Genomic DNA, 19,648 nt, shown 5'->3' on the forward strand with positions numbered 1-19,648 from the left:
GCAGCTGGCGTTTGTATTTCGTACGCGTTGACGCAGCGATTGAAATAAATGGCGTTGGCAATCAGCCACGGGCCTCTCGCAGCTTGGCCATGCGTGCATCATGGCGGTCGACGCCATCGCTGCCATTTTTCATGGCCAGATGGGATGAGGCCGTGCTCGGCAGTACGTCTACACTCTGTGCATATTTACCATGAGCGTCACGCAGCTCTTTCATACGCTGCTCGTGACGGTCGATACCGTCGGCAGACGCAGCGCCTGCGACAAACAAGGAAAAAAGGGCAATCGCGGGCAGAATGTGTTTACGCATAATGATGTCTCTACTCAGAATTTGGTTAGCGGGATTTGTTGCTACCCGGCCATGATATTCGAGTCGAGGTGATGCTGTGTACCCAATCAGGCTTTGGAATCGTTGTGAGTAAAAGTTGAATCAAAACTTGCCTGCATCATGCCCACACCTGACGTAGATTTGACCTGTCGCACTTGATGTTCGATGGTCTGGAACATTAAAAAGCACTAAAACAGTGCAAAACGAACATTATTATTGAATGCTCAGGCGATCAATGCAGTTATTTACAACTTATTGTTTAAACGATTTCAAATAATAGTCGAATCATTACTCGATGCTCAACCAGGTTCAGATCGTGGCTTGCAGCCGGATTCATACAGGGCAATAGCCGAAGAACAATAAAAAAGGGGGCTGGCGCCCCCCTGAATCTGGATTGATGACGGATATCAGCCACGCGCCTCGCGCAGCTCGGCCAAACGGGCCTCATGACGGTCAATACCATCACTGCCATTTTGCCGGGCCAGATGGGAAGGATCCTGGCTCGGCAACACTTCTACACTTTGTGAATATTGACCATGGGAGTCACGCAGCTCTTTCATACGCTGCTCGTGACGATCGATACCATCGGCAGACGCTGTGCCTACGGCAAACAGGGAGAACAGGGCAATGGCGGGCAGAATTTGTTTACGCATAATAATGTCTCTACTCAAAATTTGGTTAGCGGGATTTGTTGCTACCCCGCTATGATATTTGAGCTGCCATGGTGCTGTGTACCCGCTCCCGCTTTGGAATTGTTGTAAATAAAAGTTGAAGCAACACCATGGCCTTGTGGTAATAGCCTCAGCAGGATAACGCCCGAAGACAATAAAAAGGGCGGCTCACGCCACCCTGTTCTTTTTAATACCGATGCCGATGGCGGCCGGTTTACAGCCCCAGCTTGTCCAGCAGGCCGGGCAGCTTTTCATTGATCTTGTCGCCCAGCTCGCCATTCAGTTTTTCATCCAGCTTGCGTTGCAGACGTTCCGCTTCCTTGCCGGCCTTTTCCTTCAGGTAGAGGTCAAACACCCGTTGCATGTCCAGGCTGTAACGGGGCTCCTTGTAGCTGCCACTGATGCGCACCGGCACGGTAATATTTTTCAGCTCATCCAGGGTTTCGCCATCCTGGCCCTTGAGGGTGCCAACAATGGAAGTGTTCAGCAACACGTCAAGGGAGTCATTCAGCAGGCTGGTTTCCCCCTCGCCCCGCACCCGCAGCAGCGGAGATGCCAGACGCAGGTTATCGGTACTCACCTTGCCTTCGCCAATGGCAAAATCGGCGGTCAGGGCACTGAAATCGGTTTTCTGGGCTTCCTGCTCCTCCATCACTGGCTGACCCTTTACCTGGGCATAGGCCCGGCGGATCATGGCCGCAATATTGATGCCTCGCAGGGCACCATCGGCAAATTCCACCCGGCTGGTACCGGCTAGGCTTTCCTTGATGGCTTGGGACGACAGCCCCCGTCCGGTGACATTCAGGTCCACGCTGGCACGCCCTTCGAGGGAGTCCATGCCGGCGGCATTGTTCAGCAATTGATAGCCGTCCACCCCCTTCAGCTCGGTTTGCAGGGCAAAACGGGCCGGCGTAGGATTGGCGTTCAGGCTGACGGTGCCGTTCAGGGTGCCATCATACAGCCGGGCGCTGATCTGCTCGGCCGAGGCCTTGCCCTGGCGCACCTTGATGTTCAGCTCGAGGTTTTCCATTTCCATGCCCTGCACCTTCAGCTGGTCGGCACTCAGCCGGCCCTGCACATCCAGGGTTTTCAGTATGGACAGATCCGGCTCACTGGAAGCCACGGACGGCGGCAGGCTGGCTCCCTCGGCGGGCACCTCGGCATGATTGTCGGTGGCCGCGGCACCACTGACCGCGCCACCCTGCTCACTGCTCCATTCGGCGCTCAGCTGCTCCAGATCCAGCAGCGGGGTATGCAGATCAAAACGAATCTGCGGTACATCGGGGGCATGGTTGACGTTCAGCTCACCATCCAGCGCCAGCGAGCCCACCGTCATGTTCACGCCGGTAAAGGCGGCCTGCTTGTTGGCAATGTGATAGGCCAGATCGCCGCTCAGTGTCAGCTCCTTGTTGCCGGGCACGGCACGGCCGGTCGCCCCCAGACTGACCAAGAGGTCGTCCAGCCGCAGCCGGTCATATTCCGGGGACAGCCACAGCCGGCCTTCGGCGTTCACATTGCCCTGCACCGCATCGGAAAACAGGTTGCTGGAGAAACCGAAGGGGACTTCTTCACCCGGGGCGAAACGATCCAGGGTCAAATTAACCCGGTTAAGCCGGGTCAGGCCGGCATTACGTTCGTCCTGCAGCAATACTTCGGCGTCGACCACCTTCACCCCGGCCAGGCTGACAAACTCCAGCCTGCGAGCTTGATCAGGGGCAGACTCGTTTACGTCGGGTTCGGTCGTTTCGGCGTCCGGAGCCGCGGCTTCACGCTTGCTCAGCCGCTGCAGATCGTCGAGGTTGGTGGAGCCGTCCTTGCGGGTGATCAGATGCAGGCGGGCGTTGCGCAGCACCGCATGCCCCACTTCCAACCGGTTGTCGAGCAGGGGTTGCAGCGCCACATCCAGGCTTACCTCGCCCACCGACAGGGTAGCGCCTTGCTCGAAACCGGCCGGGTTCAGCAGCGCGGTCTTCCCAAGGGTAAAACCCACGGACGGAAAGAAACGCCAGCTCAAATCCCCTTCTATCACCAGGGTGCGGCCGGTTTTTTCCCGTGTCTGCTCCACCAGCAGACGCTTGATCCTGTCGGTGTCTACCAGCCGGGTCAACGCAAAGGCCCCCAGCAACAACACCAGCACGAGTACCGCTAGCGCATATAGCCATTTTTTCATTATTTTTGTCCCGTTTTTATTCCTGTTGGATAAGACCCATGTCAACCAACCTACGCGCAACAATCATCCCCACTTAAAGCTGACAGCTTATAGCTTTCAGCTCCCCCGAAGGGGGTTCAGTCCTGATTAATGCGGCTGGCGTCGGCGCCCTTCTGGGACTTGTATTTGGCATTGGCCCGGCTCATGTAGGGCCGCTCCGCCGGACCGGACATGGTTTCAAAGTTGAGCGCACCGATCACCATTTGGGGCCGCAGCGCCAGGGGCAGCTTGCCGCTGTTGTAGAACTCCAGCACGATGCGGCCACTCCAGCCCGGGTCGATACGGTGGGCGGTTACATGCACCATCAACCCCAGCCGCGCCAGGGAGGAGCGACCGTCGAGCCAGCCGACGATATCGTCGGGCAGGGTGACCGACTCGTGCGTTACCGCCAGGGCCAGCTCCCCCGGATGCAGGAAAAACGCCTCACCGTCTTCAATCACGATTTCATCGCTCATCACCCGGTTGATCTGCTCCTGCACCTGAGCCTTGGGGCCGCTCAGATCGATATAGGGGGCGGTATGATCCTGAAACACGCGGAACTCATTGCCGAGCAGCACATCGACGGTCACGCCGCTGATCCGATCTGCCGGCGGCTCGGGCACGATTTGAATGCGGCCGTCGGCCAGATATTGCTTGATGTCCCGATCACAAAGACGCATGAGAACTCCTTAAACCAACCAGGCCCTGCCACGTCAATATCAGGGCCAGCATAGAAAACGATGCCGGATGGGCCGGCACCTGAAAAAACTGTCAGTGGTTATACCTGTCGGGTATACAGCGTAGTGGGCACCGCCTTGCCGGCAAAATACAGGCCGGCGGCCAGGCGCCCGGCCATGGCCAGGTAGCGCCGGGCCACGTCGCCATCGGGCTCAGCCACCACCGCCGGGGTGCCGGCGTCCATTTGCCGGCACAGGGTGGCATTAAGCGGCATCTGCCCCAGCAGGGGCACGCCATGCTCGCTGCACAGGTGTTCGCCGCCACCTTCGCCAAACAGGCTTTCTTGATGGCCGCACTGGCTGCACTGGTGATAACTCATGTTTTCGATCACCCCGAGCACCGGAATATTGACCTTGTTGAACATGCTGATGCCTTTGACCGCATCGGCCAGGGCCACATTCTGGGGTGTGGTCACCACCACCGCCGCCGTGGTCGGCACCTGCTGGGCAATGGTGAGCTGAATGTCGCCGGTGCCCGGGGGCAGGTCCACCACCAGGTAGTCGAGCTCGCCCCAGCGGGTTTCCCGCAATATCTGCGACAGCGCCTTGCTGGCCATGGGACCGCGCCACACGGTGGCGTCGTCGTCCCCCACCAGAAACCCAATGCTGTTGGCACGAATGCCGTGGGCCGCAACCGGCTGCATGGTCTTGCCATCGTCGCTGGCCGGCCGTGCGCCGGCCACGCCCAGCATAACGGGAATGGACGGACCGTATATATCGGCATCGAGAATACCCACCCGGGCACCGAGGCGGCTGAGGGCCAGCGCCAAATTGACCGCCGTGGTGGACTTGCCCACCCCGCCCTTGCCCGACGACACCGCAATGATGTTGCGAACGCCGGCCACGGCGGGGGCCGCATTGGCATGGGCCAGGGTGGCCACTTCCAGTTGCAGCTGCCAGTTCACCGCCCGCGCAGCGGTCAGAGCACACAGCTCGTCATTGAGGGTGTTCAGCTCATCCAGCAGGTTGTGGTGGGCAAAGGGCAGAGCCAGGGAAATGGCCAGCACGCCCTCTTGCAGCTCAATGTGCCGCACCATGCCGGCGGTCACCGGATCCTGGGCCCAGTGAGCGGGCCTGAAACGGCTCAGCCGTTGCCGAATTGGTTCAATATTCATTCACTTGCGTCCGGTGAGGGGAATGCCTGCACTGTAACAAAAAGCGCAATAGGGGGAAAACGTCCTTGATGAGTGTATATAAGAAAAAACTCGGGTAACATGCGGGGTCCTGCAAACCGATTCAACTAGAAATGGAAATTATGGCTACCGATCCACGTAAGATTCTCGTTACCTGCGCCCTCCCCTATGCCAACGGTTCAATTCACCTTGGTCATATGCTGGAGCACATTCAGGCCGACATCTGGGTTCGTTACCAGCGAATGCGTGGCCATCAGGTCCATTTTATCTGCGCCGACGACGCCCACGGCACCCCCATCATGCTCAAGGCCCAGCAGCTGGGTGTCAGCGCGGAGGAAATGATTGCCGCGGTGCAGAAGGAACACCAGCACGACTTTGATCGCTTCAACATCGGCTTCGACAACTACCACAGCACGCACAGCGATGAAAACCGGGAGCTGGCGAAATTGATTTACGGCCGGCTCAAGCAGAACGGCTTTATTCAAAGCCGTACCATTTCCCAGCTGTTTGACCCCGAGCAGAGCATGTTCCTGCCGGATCGCTTCGTCAAAGGTACCTGCCCGAGCTGCAAGGCCGAAGATCAATACGGCGACAACTGTGAAGTCTGTGGTGCCACCTACACCCCGGCGGAGCTGATCAATCCGAAATCTGCGGTGTCTGGCGCCACCCCGGTCATGAAAGACACCGAGCACTTCTTCTTTGATCTGCCCCAGTTCGACGGCATGCTCAAGGCCTGGACCCGTTCCGGCGCCCTGCAGGAAGAAATGGCCAACAAGCTGGAGGAGTGGTTTGAATCCGGCCTGCAGCAGTGGGATATCACCCGCGACGCCCCCTATTTCGGCTTTGAAATCCCCGATGCCCCGGGCAAGTATTTCTATGTGTGGCTGGACGCCCCCATCGGCTACATGGGCTCGTTCAAGAACTATTGTGACCAGCGCGACGATCTGAACTTTGACGATTACTGGCAGGCCGGCAGCGATGCCGAGCTGTATCACTTTATTGGCAAGGACATCGTCTACTTCCACAGCCTGTTCTGGCCGGCCATGCTGGAAGGCAGCAACTTCCGCAAGCCCAACAACATTTTTGTGCACGGCTATGTCACCGTGAACGGCGCCAAGATGTCCAAGTCCAAGGGCACCTTTATCAAGGCCGACACTTACCTCAACCACCTGGATCCCGAGTGCCTGCGTTACTACTACGCCGCCAAGCTGTCCAACCGCATCGACGATCTCGATCTGAACCTGGACGACTTCGTGGCCCGGGTCAATGCCGACGTGGTCAACAAGCTGGTCAACCTGGCCTCGCGCAACGCCGGCTTTATTGCCAAGCGCTTTGACGGCGTGCTGGCCGCCGAGTGCGCCGAGCCCGAGCTTTACGCCGAGTTTGCCGAGGCCGCCGGGCGCATTGGCGAGTTTTACGAGCAGCGGGAATTCGGCCGCGCCATTCGCGAGATCATGGCCCTGGCCGACAAGGCCAACCGCTATGTGGACGACAAGGCCCCCTGGGTTATCGCCAAGGAAGAAGGCAAAGACGCGGAGCTGCAGGCCATCTGCTCCGTGGGCATTAACCTGTTCCGGGTGCTGATGACCTACCTCAAGCCGGTCATGCCGCAACTGGCCGAGCGGGCCGAGGCCTTCCTCAACGCCGATCTGGCCTGGAACGCCGTTGCCACGCCGCTGACCGGCCACAGCGTCAACAAGTTCAAGGCGCTGTTCAGCCGTATCGAGGCCGACAAGGTCACCGCCATGGTGGAAGCCTCCAAGGAAGATCTGGCCGCCGAACAGGCCAAGGTCGCCCCCACCGGTCCGCTGGCGGATGATCCCATCGGCGACACCATTTCCTTTGACGACTTCGCCAAGGTGGATCTGCGGGTGGCGCTGATCAAGAAGGCGGAAGCCGTGCCCAAGGCCGACAAGCTGCTGCGCCTGCAACTGGATCTGGGCGGTGAAACCCGCCAGGTGTTTGCCGGCATCAAGTCTGCCTACAACCCGGAAGATCTGGAAGGCAAGCTCACCGTGATGGTGGCCAACCTGGCCCCACGCAAGATGCGCTTTGGCATGAGTGAGGGCATGGTGCTGGCCGCCGGCCCCGGCGGTAAGGATCTGTGGATCCTTGAGCCCCACGACGGCGCCCAGCCGGGTATGCGCATAAAATAATAGCTGGAAGCCGTTGGAACCGTAGGTTGGAATGAGCCCCGCGAATTCCAACATTCCGCTGGCGCCCGTAATACGTTGGGATTCGCTTCGCTCATCACAACCTACTCCTATCCAAATACAAAAAGCCCGGTATCGCCGGGCTTTTCATTTCATGCCTCACCCCTCGCGGGACGGCATCAGCATTCGATAATGTTCACTGCCAGGCCGCCGCGGGCGGTTTCCTTGTATTTGGTTTTCATGTCCATGCCGGTGTCACGCATGGTCTTGATCACCTTGTCGAGGGACACCTTGTGCTCACCGGTGCCACGCAGGGCCAGACGACTGGCATTAATGGCCTTGACCGAGCCCATGGCGTTACGCTCAATGCAGGGCACCTGCACCAGGCCACCCACCGGATCACAGGTCAGGCCCAGGTTGTGCTCCATGCCGATTTCGGCGGCGTTTTCCACGTGATCTATGGTGCCCCCCACCACGGCGGTGAGCGCGCCGGCAGCCATGGAGCAGGCCACGCCCACTTCACCCTGGCAGCCCACTTCGGCACCGGAGATGGAGGCGTTTTCCTTGTACAGAATGCCGATGGCGGCGGCGGTCAGGAAATACTGCACCAGGGCATCGTCATCCACCGGCTGCACGAACTTGTCGTAGTAGTGCAACACGGCGGGAATGATGCCGGCGGCGCCGTTGGTGGGCGCGGTCACTACTCGGCCACCGGCGGCGTTTTCCTCGTTCACCGCCAGGGCAAACAGGTCCACCCACTCCATCACGCTTAAAGGATCCTTATTGTACTGGGACTCGCTTACCAGGCGGCGATACAGCGACGGTGCGCGGCGCTTGACCTTGAGGCCGCCGGGCAGAATGCCCTCGGTCTTGCAACCACGCTTGACGCAGGCCTTCATCACGTCCCAGATCTCGCGCAGGCCGGCAATGATCTCTTCCTCGCTGCGATTGATCTTTTCATTGGCCATCATCAGGCCGCTGATGGACATGCCGTTTTCCCGGCACAGGCGCAGCAGCTCGTTGCCGCTCTTAAACGGATAGGGCACCGGCCGGGCGCTGGACTCGGCCACGGCGGCGGCCTTGGTGTCGGCAAATTCCTCGGCCTTGACGATAAAGCCGCCACCAATGGAATAGTAAGACTGCTCGGCCAGCACCGCATCGCCCTCAAAGGCGCGGCAGGTCATGCCGTTGCTGTGCAGCGGCAGGGTCTTGCGACGGTGAAACACGACGGCGCCGCTGCGCGGAAACGCCGCCGGGTGGGTCTGGTTGAGCACGATTTCCTGGCTGCTTTCCACCTTTTCCAGAAAACCGGGAATGATGTCCACATCCACCGACTCCGGATCATAGCCGCCCAACCCGAGGATCACCGCCTTGCCGGTGCCGTGGCCGATGCCGGTCTGGCCCAGAGAGCCAAACAGCTCAACTTCCACGCGGGTGGTGCGGTTGAGTGTGCCCTGCTCGGCCATGGCCTGAACAAAGGCGTGGGCTGCCCGCATGGGGCCAACGGTATGAGAAGAAGACGGGCCGATACCGATACTGAACATGTCAAACACGCTGATCATGGCAAACTCCAAACACTACTCGCTTAGGAACAGCGACGCCGAATGCGGTCGCTCAACTATTATTGAACGATTGTAGGTTTATTTGAGCTTAACCCCAACAACATTTTAACAAGCAAAAAAAAATCAGCGGGATTTGTGATGGGGATCGCCGCTCAGCGTGCCACCTGGCGAGCGAACTGATGGATCACGGCGGCGGTAATGCCCCACACCCACAATCCCTGCCAGCGAATGAACACCACCCGGTGCAGCTTGCCCCGACGATGCTGGCTCAACACATGGTGATGGCGCAGATCCAGCAGGTAATCCAGCGGCACCCGGTAAAGCTCATCCACTTCATCGGGGTTGAGCACAAACTCGGGCTGACCTTCCACCAGCCCGACAAAGGGCGTGAGCGCAAAACCGGAAATGGTGTACTGCGCCCTGAGTCGCGCCAGCAGCCGGCAGCGTTCCGGCGGCAGGCCGATTTCTTCCTCGCTTTCCCGAAGGGCCGTGTGCCACAGGCTGGGGTCGGTGTCGTCCACGCGCCCCCCGGGAAAGCTGATCTGCCCCGGATGCTGGCGCAGATGCCTGCTGCGCCGGGTCAGCACCAGTTCAAGTCCGGCCTCGCCTTCCAGCACCGGCATCAGCACCGCCGCCGGCCGGGCGTGTTGCGGCCAGCCGTCGTCGGGCTGGGGCGGCAACAGGTTGATGCGGGTGATCAGCTCGTCCAGGGTCATAGGCGTTCCAGTACCGGCAATATGCGGCCCAGCTTGTCGAACAACTCCTGGTATTCATCCGCCTGCTTCGAGTCGGCCACCACGCCGCCCCCCGCCCAGCAGTAAAGCCGGCCTTGCTCCGCCAGCAGGGTGCGAATGGTGATGCTGGTGTCCATGCGGCCGTGGGCGCTGAGGTAACCCATGCTGCCGCAGTAACCGTGGCGGCGGTGGGGCTCCAGCTCCTCGATGATTTCCATGGCCCGTACCTTGGGGGCACCGGTAATGGAGCCACCAGGAAAGGTAGCCGCCAGCAGATCGGTTCCATTCAAGCCTGGCTGCAACTCGCCGGTGATGGTCGACACCAGGTGGTGCACCGCCGGAAACGACTCAATGGCAAACAGCGATGGCACCCTGACCGAGCCCGGCACACACACCCGGCCGATGTCGTTGCGCAACAGATCCACTATCATCAGGTTCTCGGATCTGTCCTTGGGCGCCGCCGCCAGCTCCTCGGCCAGTTGCTGGTCCTGCTGTTCATTGTCGCCACGAGGCCGCGTGCCCTTGATGGGCTTGGTTTCCACCCGGCGCCCTTCCAGGGCGATAAAGCGCTCTGGCGACAGGCTCAGAACCGTGCTCTTCGGCAGTTGCATAAAGGCGGAAAAGGGGGCCCGGTTGTGCTCGCTCAGTCCGCAATAGGCCTGCCAGGGCTCCCCCTCAAAGGGAGCGTTAAAGCGCACCGTAAGGTTTATTTGATAACAATCGCCGGCGGCCAGGTAGTCCTGCACTCGATTAAAGTGGTCACCGTATATTTCACGGCTTTGATTGGCCTGCCAGGGCCCGGTCAGGTGAAACGGCATGCCGGGCGCGGCGGTGAGCCTGCGCCACCAGGCCAGCTTTTGTGTGAGTGCGTCCTCGTCACCCAGCACCAGCAGATGGGCCTGCTCACATTCACGGTCTATCACCCAGGTCCAGTCGTACAGGCCCACCGCCATGTCCGGGGTGGCCAGCTCATTGGCGGCCAGCTCGGGAACACGCTCCAGCCGCCGGCCCAGATCGTAGCCAAACAGCCCAAGGGCCCCACCGGCAAAGGGCAGGTGAGCATATTCCTCGGGCAGGACAACGTCACCCAGCAACCGCTGTTGCCAGGTTTTAAGCAGGGCAAAGGGGCAGTCTCGGCTGCTATCGGTGCCGTCGGCATGGGTAATGGTGGTCGCATCGCCACTGGTCACCAGGGTGGCGACCGGGCTGGCGCTCAGTATGTGAAAACGGCTGTCTGCGGCCAGCGGCGAGGCCGACTCCAGCAGCACCGCCCAGGGGCTGTTGGCCAGGGGTGAAAAAAAGTCGCGCACCGGCCCGGCAAAGGGCTCGCTGTGTATGTGCAAAGGCAGTCCCATTTATGTAATCCACTCGACAGTTTTGGCATTCCGCCCCGGGCCAGACTGGTCAGCCGGGGGCGGCAAAGCGTATCATGGCGCCGATTATAACAATACAGAGCCAGCCGATAACCCATGAGGAAGCCATGAGCATTATCAAAAAGCAGGACTTTATCGACTCCGTTGCTGACGCCCTTCAATATATCTCCTACTACCACCCGCTGGATTTCGTCAAAGCGCTGGAAAAAGCCTACGAAAAAGAGCAGAGCCAGGCCGCCAAAGACGCCATTGCACAGATACTCATCAACTCCCGCATGTCCGCCGAAGGTCACCGCCCCCTGTGCCAGGACACCGGCATTGTGACCTGCTTTGTGAAAATCGGCATGCAGGTACAGTGGGACTCGGATCTCACCGTGCAGGAAATGGTGGACGAAGGCGTTCGCCGTGCCTACACCAATCCCGACAACCCGCTGCGCGCCAGCATTGTGGCCGATCCGGCCGGTGCCCGTAAAAACACCAAAGACAATGCCCCCGCCGTGGTGCATATCGACATGGTGCCCGGTGATCACGTTGAAGTGGCCATTGCCGCCAAGGGTGGCGGCTCAGAAAACAAGTCCAAGATGGTAATGCTGAACCCGTCCGACGACGTGGTGGAATGGGTGCTGAAAACCCTGCCGACCATGGGCGCCGGCTGGTGCCCCCCGGGCATGCTGGGCATTGGCATCGGCGGCACCGCCGAAAAGGCCGCGGTGCTGGCCAAGGAATCCCTGATGGATCCGGTCGATATTCACGACCTGATTGAACGTGGCGCCGACACCACCGAAGACAAGCTGCGCCTGGAGATCTTTGAAAAGGCCAACAAGCTGGGCATTGGTGCCCAGGGCCTGGGCGGCCTCACTACCGTGGTGGACATCAAGATCAAAACCGCCCCCACCCACGCCGCGTCAAAGCCGGTGGTGATGATTCCCAACTGCGCCGCCACCCGCCATGTGCACTTTCACCTGGACGGCACCGGCCCCGCCGAGCTGACGCCGCCGAAGCTGGAAGACTGGCCGGAAGTCACCTGGGAGGTGGGCGAAAACGTGCGCCGGGTGAACCTCGACACCGTCACCCGTGACGACGTCAAGGAATGGAAAATGGGCGAGACCCTGCTGCTCTCCGGCAAGCTGCTCACCGGCCGGGATGCGGCCCACAAGCGCATTCAAGACATGATCGGCAAGGGCGAGCCGCTGCCGGTGGACTTCAAGGATCGCTTTATCTACTACGTGGGTCCGGTTGACGCCATTGGCGACGAAGCCGTGGGCCCCGCCGGCCCCACTACCTCCACCCGCATGGACAAGTTCACCGACATGATGCTGGAGCAGACCGGCCTGATGGGCATGGTGGGCAAGGCCGAGCGTGGTCCGGCCACCGTGGACTCCATCAAGGATCACCAGGCCGTGTACCTGATGGCCGTGGGTGGTGCCGCCTACCTGGTGGCCAAGGCGGTGAAAAAAGCCCGCGTGCTGGCGTTTGAAGATCTGGGTATGGAAGCCATCTACGAATTCGAGGTGGAAAACATGCCGGTGACCGTGGCCGTAGACAGCGAGGGTCAGAACGCCCACGTGGCCGGCCCCGCCATCTGGAAAGCCAAAATCGAAGAGCTGGACGCCACGCTCAAAGGCTAAACCCGATACGCATGCCGGCTCATAAGCCGGCATTTTCTTTGGCGCAGGCATCTTGTCCCCGAATGGGGGCAGCCCGCGCTCCCTTCACCCGGTTTCAAACCCGTGCACGCCCCTGGGCGCGATCTCGTCCTCTTCCAACCCATTCACTCGCGCCGTATCCGGTCCGTGGCGTAACCAGGCCACCAGCTGGCGCACCGCGGCGGCCTGCCCTTCCGCCAGTACCTCAACCCGGCCATCGGGCAGGTTGCGGGCGTAACCGTGCACCCCCAGTCGTTCCGCCTCGCACTGGGTGTAATAACGAAAGCTCACCCCCTGCACTCGGCCGCTGACCCAGATCTTTTTGGCGATAATGGTCATTTTTGTACGCCCCCCTTTGTGTTTTACTCTCGTCACTTCTAGAATTGTGCCCCTTTTTGCAAGCAAGCAGCCCAGCCTATGACCTCCTCTATAACCCTAGTTGCAGGACGGGAAAAATCCCTCCTGCGCCGCCACCCCTGGGTCTTTTCCCGTGCCGTCGACAAGGTACAGGGACAGCCCAACGCCGGTGATACCGTCGATATTCTGAGCCACAACGGCCAATGGCTGGGCCGGGGTTTCTACTCGCCCCAGTCCCAGATCCGCGCCCGCATCTGGACCTTTGACCGTCATGAGACCATCGACGATGCCTTCTTTCTACGCCGCCTGAAGCGGGCCAAAGCCGGCCGCGAGGCGCTGATTGCCGAACAGGGCCTGACCGGTTACCGGCTGTGCGCCGCCGAGTCCGACGGCCTGCCCGGGGTGACCATCGACGTGTACGCCAATGTGGTGGTGTGCCAGCTGCTCAGCACCGGCGCCGAGCGCTGGCGCAAGGCCATTGTGGCCGCCCTCACCCACCTGTATCCGGACGCCTGCATCTATGAACGCTCCGACGTGGCGGTGCGCAAAAAGGAAGGCCTGAAAGAGCGCAAGGGCCTGCTGGCCGGCACCCTGCCCAGCCAGCCGGTGGTGATCGAGGAAAACAACGGCGTGCGCATTCTGGTGGACGTGGAGACCGGCCACAAGACCGGGTTTTACCTGGATCAGCGCGACAACCGCCGCATTGCCGGTCGTTACTGCCAAGGCAAACGAGTGCTGAACTGCTTCAGCTACACCGGCACCTTTGGCGTCTATGCGCTCAAGGGCGGCGCCAGCGAAGTGGTCAACGCCGATGTGTCCGAGTCGGCGCTGGCTCTGGCCAGGCAAAATGCCGAGCTGAACCAGCTCGACCTAAGCCGCGCCCGCTTTGAGCAGGCCGATGTGTTCAAGCTGCTGCGGGACTACCGGGAGCAGGGTGAAAGCTTTGACGTGATCGTGCTGGACCCGCCCAAATTCGCCGAAAGCAAGGCCCAGCTCAACGGCGCCTGCCGGGGCTATAAAGACATCAATATGCTGGCCTTTCAGCTGCTCAATCCGGGCGGTGTGCTGCTCACCTTCTCCTGCTCCGGGCTGATGACCTCGGATCTGTTTCAAAAGATCGTGGCCGACGCCGCCCTGGATGCCGGCCGCGATGCCCAGATTCTGGAACGCCTGAACCAGGCCGCCGATCACCCCATCGGCACCGCCTATCCGGAAGGCCACTACCTCAAGGGCCTGGTGGTGCGGGCCTGGTAAGCCCTGCTCATTTCCCCCGGTCTGCGCGCCGGGGGGAAGCGGGTGCGAATAACGGCGAGAAAGAGTAGAATGGGCGCTTTCCGTTAGTCACCAAGGAAGCTCGAGTGGAACCCATTCGCCTGACCCAATACAGCCACGGCGCCGGCTGCGGCTGTAAAATTTCCCCCAAAATTCTCGACACCATACTGCACAGTCAGCTGCCCGGCTTTAACGATCCGCGCCTGGTGGTGGGCAACGCCAGTCGCGATGACGCCGCCGTGGTCGACATTGGCAATGGCATGGGCATTATCTCCACCACCGACTTCTTTATGCCCATCGTCGACGATCCCTTTACCTTTGGCCGCATTGCCGCCACCAACGCCATCAGTGACATCTACGCCATGGGTGGCACACCCGTGGTCGCCATTGCCATTCTCGGCTGGCCGGTCAACACCCTGGCGCCGGAAGTGGCGCAACAGGTGATCGACGGCGGCCGTCAGGCCTGCTTTGATGCCGGCATCTCCCTGGCCGGAGGCCACAGCATAGACGCGCCCGAGCCCATTTTTGGCCTGGCGGTGACCGGGCAGATACCGCTCAGTCAGGTCAAGCGCAACGACACCGCCGCCGCCGGCGATGTGCTGTTTCTGACCAAGCCCCTGGGCATTGGCGTGCTCTCCACCGCCCAGAAAAAGGGCGTGCTGCGGGACGAAGACAGCCAGCTTGCACCGCAAGTGATGTGCCAGCTTAATAAGCCCGGTCAGGACTTTGCCGCGCTGGAAGGGGTCAGCGCCATGACCGACGTCACCGGCTTTGGCCTGCTCGGACACCTGGTGGAAGTGTGCGAAGGCGCCGATGTCAGCGCCATTTTGCACATGGCGGATATTCCGCTGCTGCCCAACCTGGACCACTACCTGCAGGCCGGCGCCGTGCCCGGCGGCACCCTGCGCAACTTCGACGCCTACGGCCACAAGCTGGCCCCGCTCACTCAGCGCCAGCAGCACATTCTGTGCGATCCGCAAACCAGCGGCGGCCTGCTGGTGGCGGTGCGCCCCGGGGCCATTGACGACTTCCTGCGCGTGGCGGCCCGCCATGATCTCGAGTTGTCCCCCATCGGCGAGCTGATCCCTGCCGGTGAACACCGCATTGAGGTTGTGGATGCCTGAGCTGGAAACCGATCTCGACCGGCTGCTGACCGGCGATGTGCCCATGCTGGACCTGCGCGCCCCGGTAGAATTTATTCAGGGCGCCTTTCCCGCTGCCACCAACCTGCCGCTGATGACCGACGACGAGCGTGCGCAGGTGGGTACCTGCTACAAGCAACAGGGCCAGCAGGCGGCCATTGAACTGGGTCACCGGCTGGTGGCGGGCGAGGTGCGTGAAGCGCGGCTACAGGGCTGGCTGGACTGGTTTAGCGAACACCCCAACGGCGTGATTTACTGTTTTCGCGGCGGCCTGCGCAGCCAGACGGTACAGCAATGGCTGCATGATGCCGGCCGCCCGGTGGCCAGAGTAAAGGGCGGCTACAAGGCGCTGCGCCGCCGCTTGCTTGAAGAAATTGAACAGGGCTTTGCCGGGCCCGGCTATGTGCTCACCGGCCTGACCGGCAGCGGCAAGACCGACTGGCTGGCGCGCAGCCCGTTGTCGCTGGATCTGGAAGGCTATGCCCACCACCGGGGTTCCAGCTTTGGTCACTGGGGCGAGCCTCAACCCACCCCCATCAACTTTGAAAACCGCCTCGCCATTGCCCGCATGAAACAACGCAAGGCCGGCATTCAGGGCTGGCTGGTGGAAGACGAAAGCGCCATGATCGGCCGCTGCCCGGTGCCCCTGCCCCTCTATGAGCGCATGCAGCAAATGCCGCTGCTGCTGCTGGAAGTACCCTTTGAGCAGCGGGTGCGGCAAATTCGCCACGATTACGTGGAGACCATGCAACACCACTTCAACGACGACTTTGACCGGCTGGAGCACTACCTGCAGGACAGCCTCAAGCGACTGTATAAGCGCCTGGGCGACCGGGAGTGGCGCCGGCTATCGGAAATTGTAAGCGAAGCCGTGCGCCAGCAGCGGGCCGGCCATGGCTGTGGTGGCCACGACGAGTGGATCGCCACCCTGCTGGGCAGCTATTACGACCCGATTTATGCCCGTCACCAGGCCGCCAAGGAAGATCGTATCGTCAAACGGGGCGAGGCCGAGGAGCTGGCCCACTGGCTGGCACAACGGCCCGAAGCGCAGATTTCCCAGCCCTGAATGTTATGTTAAAGGAATTACCATGCTGAACCGTATCACCCTGCCGGTGACCCCCTTTATGCAAAACTGCAGCCTGGTGTGGTGCTCGGCCACCAACAGGGCGGCACTGATTGATCCTGGCGGGGAAACCGAACGCCTGCTGGCGGCCCTTGCTGAGCGCAATCTCACTCTTGAGCGCATTATTCTCACCCATGGCCACCTGGACCATGTGGGCGCCACCGGCGAGCTTCAGGCCCGCACCGGTGTGCCGGTAGAGGGCCCCGGCGAAGCCGACGCCTACTGGATAGACGGCCTGCCCCAGCAGGTGCAAATGTTTGGCTTTGACCCGGTGCCGGGCTTTACGCCGGACCGCTGGCTGGGCGCCGGTGACACCGTCACCGTGGGCGAAGAAACCCTTGAGGTGTACCACTGCCCCGGCCACACCCCGGGACATATGGTGCTGGTGCACAAGGGGCAACGACTGGCCTTTGTGGGCGATGTGCTGTTTCAGGGCAGCATTGGCCGCACCGACTTTCCCGGCGGCAATCACCAGCAGTTACTCGACAGCATCAGGGAAACCCTGCTGCCGCTGGGGGACGACATTACCTTTGTGCCCGGCCACGGTCCGGAAAGCACCTTTGGCCACGAGCGCCAGCATAACCCGTTCCTGCGTTAATCCCGGGCGCCCCCTGGCGGGCGCCTTCTCCCCCCTGCTTTTCGCTGTTCCGATAACGAGAAAAACAAACGGATGAAAATAAAACACAAACTGGTACTCAATACCCTGGTGGTGGTCGCCGCCATGGGCATGTTATTCGTGCTGTTCACCCATACCCTGAATACCATCAACACCCTGAACCATGGCAAGGCACTGGCCATGACTCTGACCAACGACGTGCTCGGCCTGCGCCGGAGTGAGAAGAATTTTATGGCGCGTCTGGACCTGGCTTATCTGCACGATTTCAACCGGCAACTGACCCAGACACACGGCCATTTGGCGGAATTGCGCGGCCTGCTGGAACGGCAGCAACTGCCCCTGGATGCCCTGACCAGCCTGGATCGGCTTTTCGCCCAGTACGGCAAGGATTTTGAAGCCGTGGTCGCCGGCTATCAGACCCTGGGGCTGGATCACGAATCCGGCCTGGAGGGCGAGCTGCGCCGGGCCGTGCATCAGGTGGAGGACGAGCTCAATCAATACGGCGCCGACCCCATTCTGGTTACCTTGCTGCAGCTGCGCCGGGCCGAAAAGGACTTTATGCTGCGCCACGAACTGCGCTACGTCGAACGTTTTAGCGCGCTGCACCAGCGCCTGCTGGCACAACTCGACACCCTGGGCCTGCCCCACACTCAGGCCAACCATTACCGGGCGCGCTTTATGGCCTATGCCGACGGGCTGCAACGCATCGGCCTGAACAGTGAGCAGGGCCTGCAACTGGCCATGCACCAGACCATTGAAAGCACGGAAACCCTGTTGGACGACACCGTTACCGCCATTGAGCAGGAGCTGCAGGCCTACCTTGATCGGGCCAGCCGCTCCGCCAGCCTGGTATTTGTGGCCATGCTGCTGCTCACCGCCCTGGTGGCCGCGCTTATCGGCCGTTCCATCTTTCGCCCGATTCGGCAAATACGCGATGCCGTGCTGCGCATTCACCGCAACCGCGATCTGGGCCTGCACATCGACACCCACAGCCGGGATGAGATGGCGGAAATGGCCGATGCCCTCAATATCATGCTCAAGGGATTTCGCGAGGTGATCATGCAGGTCAACCAGGCCGTAAACACCATGAACCAGACCACCTCCCAACTGTCGACCAATGCCGCCACCACCGCCGCCGACATTGAGCGGCAGCAGCAGGAAACCGAGCAGGTGGCCACCGCCGTCACCGAAATGGTCACTACCATAGACGACATAGCCCGCAACACCGACAACACCGCCATCAAGGCGGGTGAAGCAAACGACAACGCCGCCAGGGGGCAACAACAGGTGCAGGGCACCATAGCGCACATTCGCCGCCTGGCGGACCAGCTGGAGGCGTCGGTAGGCAGCATTGAGGAGCTGTCGCGCCAGAGTGAAACCATCGGCAATGTGCTGCAGGTGATTCGCGAGATCGCCGATCAGACCAACCTGCTGGCGCTCAATGCCGCCATTGAAGCCGCCCGGGCTGGACCCCAGGGCCGTGGCTTTGCCGTGGTGGCCGATGAGGTAAGGGCCCTGGCCGCCCGGACTCAGGATGCCACGCAGGAAATTGCCACCATCATCGGCTCACTGCAGGGCAAAACCGAGGCCATGGTACACATCATCTACCAAAGCCGCGAACACGGCCAGGAAAGCAGTCAGCAGGCGCAACAGGCCGAGATCGTGCTTGACGACATCACGCGGGAAGTCACCGAGATCTCCGACATGGCCACTCAGATTGCCGCCGCCATTGAGCAACAGAGCAGCGTGGCCAACGAAATTGGCAGAAACGTGGTCGTGATTCGGGACATTACCGACAACACGGTGCAGTCGGTGCGCAACAACGCCCACGCCAGTCAGGACATTGCCGAACAGGCCCAAGGCTTGCAGCAGGTGGTGGCGGTATTTCGCACCTGAGGCAACCGGTTTTATCTTTTGTCAGTCGTCCCACTCGTCGTCGTCATCGCCCTTTGCCGGCTCCTCCACCACCACGATGGGGGCAAGGGGGGCGATGGCGGCCAGCAGCTTGCGCCGAGGCTGCCAGTTGGCGACAAAACCAAAGCGATAACGGCCTTCACCCAGGGCAAAACGCTCCTCGGCCTGAGTCTCCAGGGTCTGATGCACCTGGTCCAGCTCTTGCTCATCGAGCTGCAAATCCAGGGTAAAGGCGATAATGGCGCCGTCGTGGCCCGGCAGCTTGCCCTTGTTCACCGCCCGCACCCGCGTCCTGGGCAGGCTCACCACCTGTTTGCTATTACCATTCACCAGATACAGCCGCTCGGCATCGAACGCCAGGTTAATCAGCCGCTGACGGCTCCAGCTGGCGGGCCAAAGGCTCACCAGCAGCAGCACGCCGCCAAACACCAGCCCCACATAGTGCATCAGCTCAAAGCCGCCTTGCCCATCCAGCAACGACCACGCCACCGCCATCAGGCTGGCCAGCAGCACGGACACCTGAGTGGCGTAAAAGCGAAAGGCGGGCGGCTGCAGCACATATTCAAGGGGCTGCTGTAATAACTGTTGCACGGTCAGGCGCTGCATGGTCATGATGGAATTCCGAACGGGTCAAAAGCCGCTACCCTAGCAAAAAACCGCAACCCCATAAATAATGGAGTCATATGGCCAAAGGACTGCATT

General features: G+C 60.9%; 17 protein-coding genes. 7 read left to right on the forward strand and 10 right to left on the reverse strand.

Translation table 11 applies throughout. The features are described from left to right. Positions 1-61: 61 nt before the first annotated feature. From B6S08_RS18200 to apbC, 5 genes are all read right to left on the reverse strand, one after another. Positions 62-307, reverse strand: a complete 246-nt coding sequence (locus B6S08_RS18200) for a hypothetical protein (protein WP_141202174.1) — start codon at positions 305-307, stop codon at positions 62-64. 425 nt (positions 308-732) lie between these two features. After that, complete coding sequence (locus B6S08_RS03740) at positions 733-978, reverse strand: hypothetical protein (RefSeq protein ID WP_094199421.1); 246 nt, start codon at positions 976-978, stop codon at positions 733-735. A 232-nt stretch (positions 979-1,210) separates the two neighbouring features. After that, complete coding sequence (locus B6S08_RS03745; RefSeq protein WP_094199422.1) at positions 1,211-3,166, reverse strand: AsmA family protein; 1,956 nt, start codon at positions 3,164-3,166, stop codon at positions 1,211-1,213. A gap of 116 nt (positions 3,167-3,282) precedes the next feature. Then, positions 3,283-3,864, reverse strand: a complete 582-nt coding sequence (dcd, locus tag B6S08_RS03750) for a dCTP deaminase (protein WP_094199423.1) — start codon at positions 3,862-3,864, stop codon at positions 3,283-3,285. A gap of 98 nt (positions 3,865-3,962) precedes the next feature. Continuing rightward, entirely contained in the window at positions 3,963-5,036 is a 1,074-nt protein-coding gene (apbC, locus tag B6S08_RS03755) for an iron-sulfur cluster carrier protein ApbC (RefSeq protein WP_094199424.1), read from the reverse strand. A gap of 140 nt (positions 5,037-5,176) precedes the next feature. Between apbC and metG the strand changes: the two genes are divergently transcribed. After that, positions 5,177-7,210, forward strand: a complete 2,034-nt coding sequence (metG, locus tag B6S08_RS03760; RefSeq protein ID WP_094200533.1) for a methionine--tRNA ligase — start codon at positions 5,177-5,179, stop codon at positions 7,208-7,210. A gap of 176 nt (positions 7,211-7,386) precedes the next feature. Here metG and B6S08_RS03765 read toward each other — a convergent pair whose 3' ends face one another. From B6S08_RS03765 to pabB, 3 genes are all read right to left on the reverse strand, one after another. Then, positions 7,387-8,769 carry an L-serine ammonia-lyase gene (locus tag B6S08_RS03765; protein WP_094200534.1) on the reverse strand — a complete coding sequence of 461 codons (1,383 nt, stop codon included), beginning with the start codon at positions 8,767-8,769 and terminating at the stop codon, positions 7,387-7,389. 152 nt (positions 8,770-8,921) lie between these two features. Further along, on the reverse strand, positions 8,922-9,485 hold the full coding sequence (locus tag B6S08_RS03770) for a CoA pyrophosphatase (RefSeq protein WP_094199425.1): 564 nt from the start codon (positions 9,483-9,485) through the stop codon (positions 8,922-8,924). Next, positions 9,482-10,858 carry an aminodeoxychorismate synthase component I gene (gene pabB / locus B6S08_RS03775; RefSeq protein WP_094199426.1) on the reverse strand — a complete coding sequence of 459 codons (1,377 nt, stop codon included), beginning with the start codon at positions 10,856-10,858 and terminating at the stop codon, positions 9,482-9,484. Before pabB ends, B6S08_RS03770 begins: the two co-directional genes overlap by 4 nt. Positions 10,859-10,983: 125 nt before the next feature. Between pabB and B6S08_RS03780 the strand changes: the two genes are divergently transcribed. Beyond that, positions 10,984-12,504, forward strand: coding sequence for a fumarate hydratase (locus B6S08_RS03780; protein WP_094199427.1), 1,521 nt, complete (start codon positions 10,984-10,986; stop codon positions 12,502-12,504). An 84-nt stretch (positions 12,505-12,588) separates the two neighbouring features. Here B6S08_RS03780 and yccX read toward each other — a convergent pair whose 3' ends face one another. Next, a complete protein-coding gene (gene yccX / locus B6S08_RS03785; protein ID WP_094199428.1) occupies positions 12,589-12,861 on the reverse strand; it encodes an acylphosphatase in 273 nt (90 codons plus the stop codon). A 78-nt stretch (positions 12,862-12,939) separates the two neighbouring features. Here yccX and B6S08_RS03790 point away from each other — a divergent pair, with 78 nt between their 5' ends. From B6S08_RS03790 to B6S08_RS03810, 5 genes are all read left to right on the forward strand, one after another. After that, entirely contained in the window at positions 12,940-14,133 is a 1,194-nt protein-coding gene (locus tag B6S08_RS03790) for a class I SAM-dependent methyltransferase (protein WP_094199429.1), read from the forward strand. 104 nt (positions 14,134-14,237) lie between these two features. Beyond that, positions 14,238-15,275, forward strand: coding sequence for a selenide, water dikinase SelD (gene selD, locus B6S08_RS03795; protein WP_094199430.1), 1,038 nt, complete (start codon positions 14,238-14,240; stop codon positions 15,273-15,275). Next, complete coding sequence (gene mnmH / locus B6S08_RS03800; protein WP_094199431.1) at positions 15,268-16,359, forward strand: tRNA 2-selenouridine(34) synthase MnmH; 1,092 nt, start codon at positions 15,268-15,270, stop codon at positions 16,357-16,359. Before selD ends, mnmH begins: the two co-directional genes overlap by 8 nt. Positions 16,360-16,381: 22 nt before the next feature. Further along, positions 16,382-17,014 (forward strand): MBL fold metallo-hydrolase, encoded by a 633-nt coding sequence (locus B6S08_RS03805; protein WP_094199432.1) that lies wholly within the window; start codon positions 16,382-16,384, stop codon positions 17,012-17,014. A gap of 72 nt (positions 17,015-17,086) precedes the next feature. After that, positions 17,087-18,928, forward strand: a complete 1,842-nt coding sequence (locus B6S08_RS03810; protein ID WP_094199433.1) for a methyl-accepting chemotaxis protein — start codon at positions 17,087-17,089, stop codon at positions 18,926-18,928. 21 nt (positions 18,929-18,949) lie between these two features. Here the strand turns inward: B6S08_RS03810 and B6S08_RS03815 are convergent, their stop codons facing one another. After that, positions 18,950-19,558: a hypothetical protein gene (locus tag B6S08_RS03815; protein ID WP_094199434.1), complete on the reverse strand. Its 609-nt coding sequence runs from the start codon at positions 19,556-19,558 to the stop codon at positions 18,950-18,952. Positions 19,559-19,648 lie beyond the last annotated feature (90 nt).

It is taken from the genome of Oceanimonas doudoroffii, assembly GCF_002242685.1.
In the GTDB taxonomy this organism is placed as follows: Bacteria; Pseudomonadota; Gammaproteobacteria; order Enterobacterales; family Aeromonadaceae; genus Oceanimonas; species Oceanimonas doudoroffii.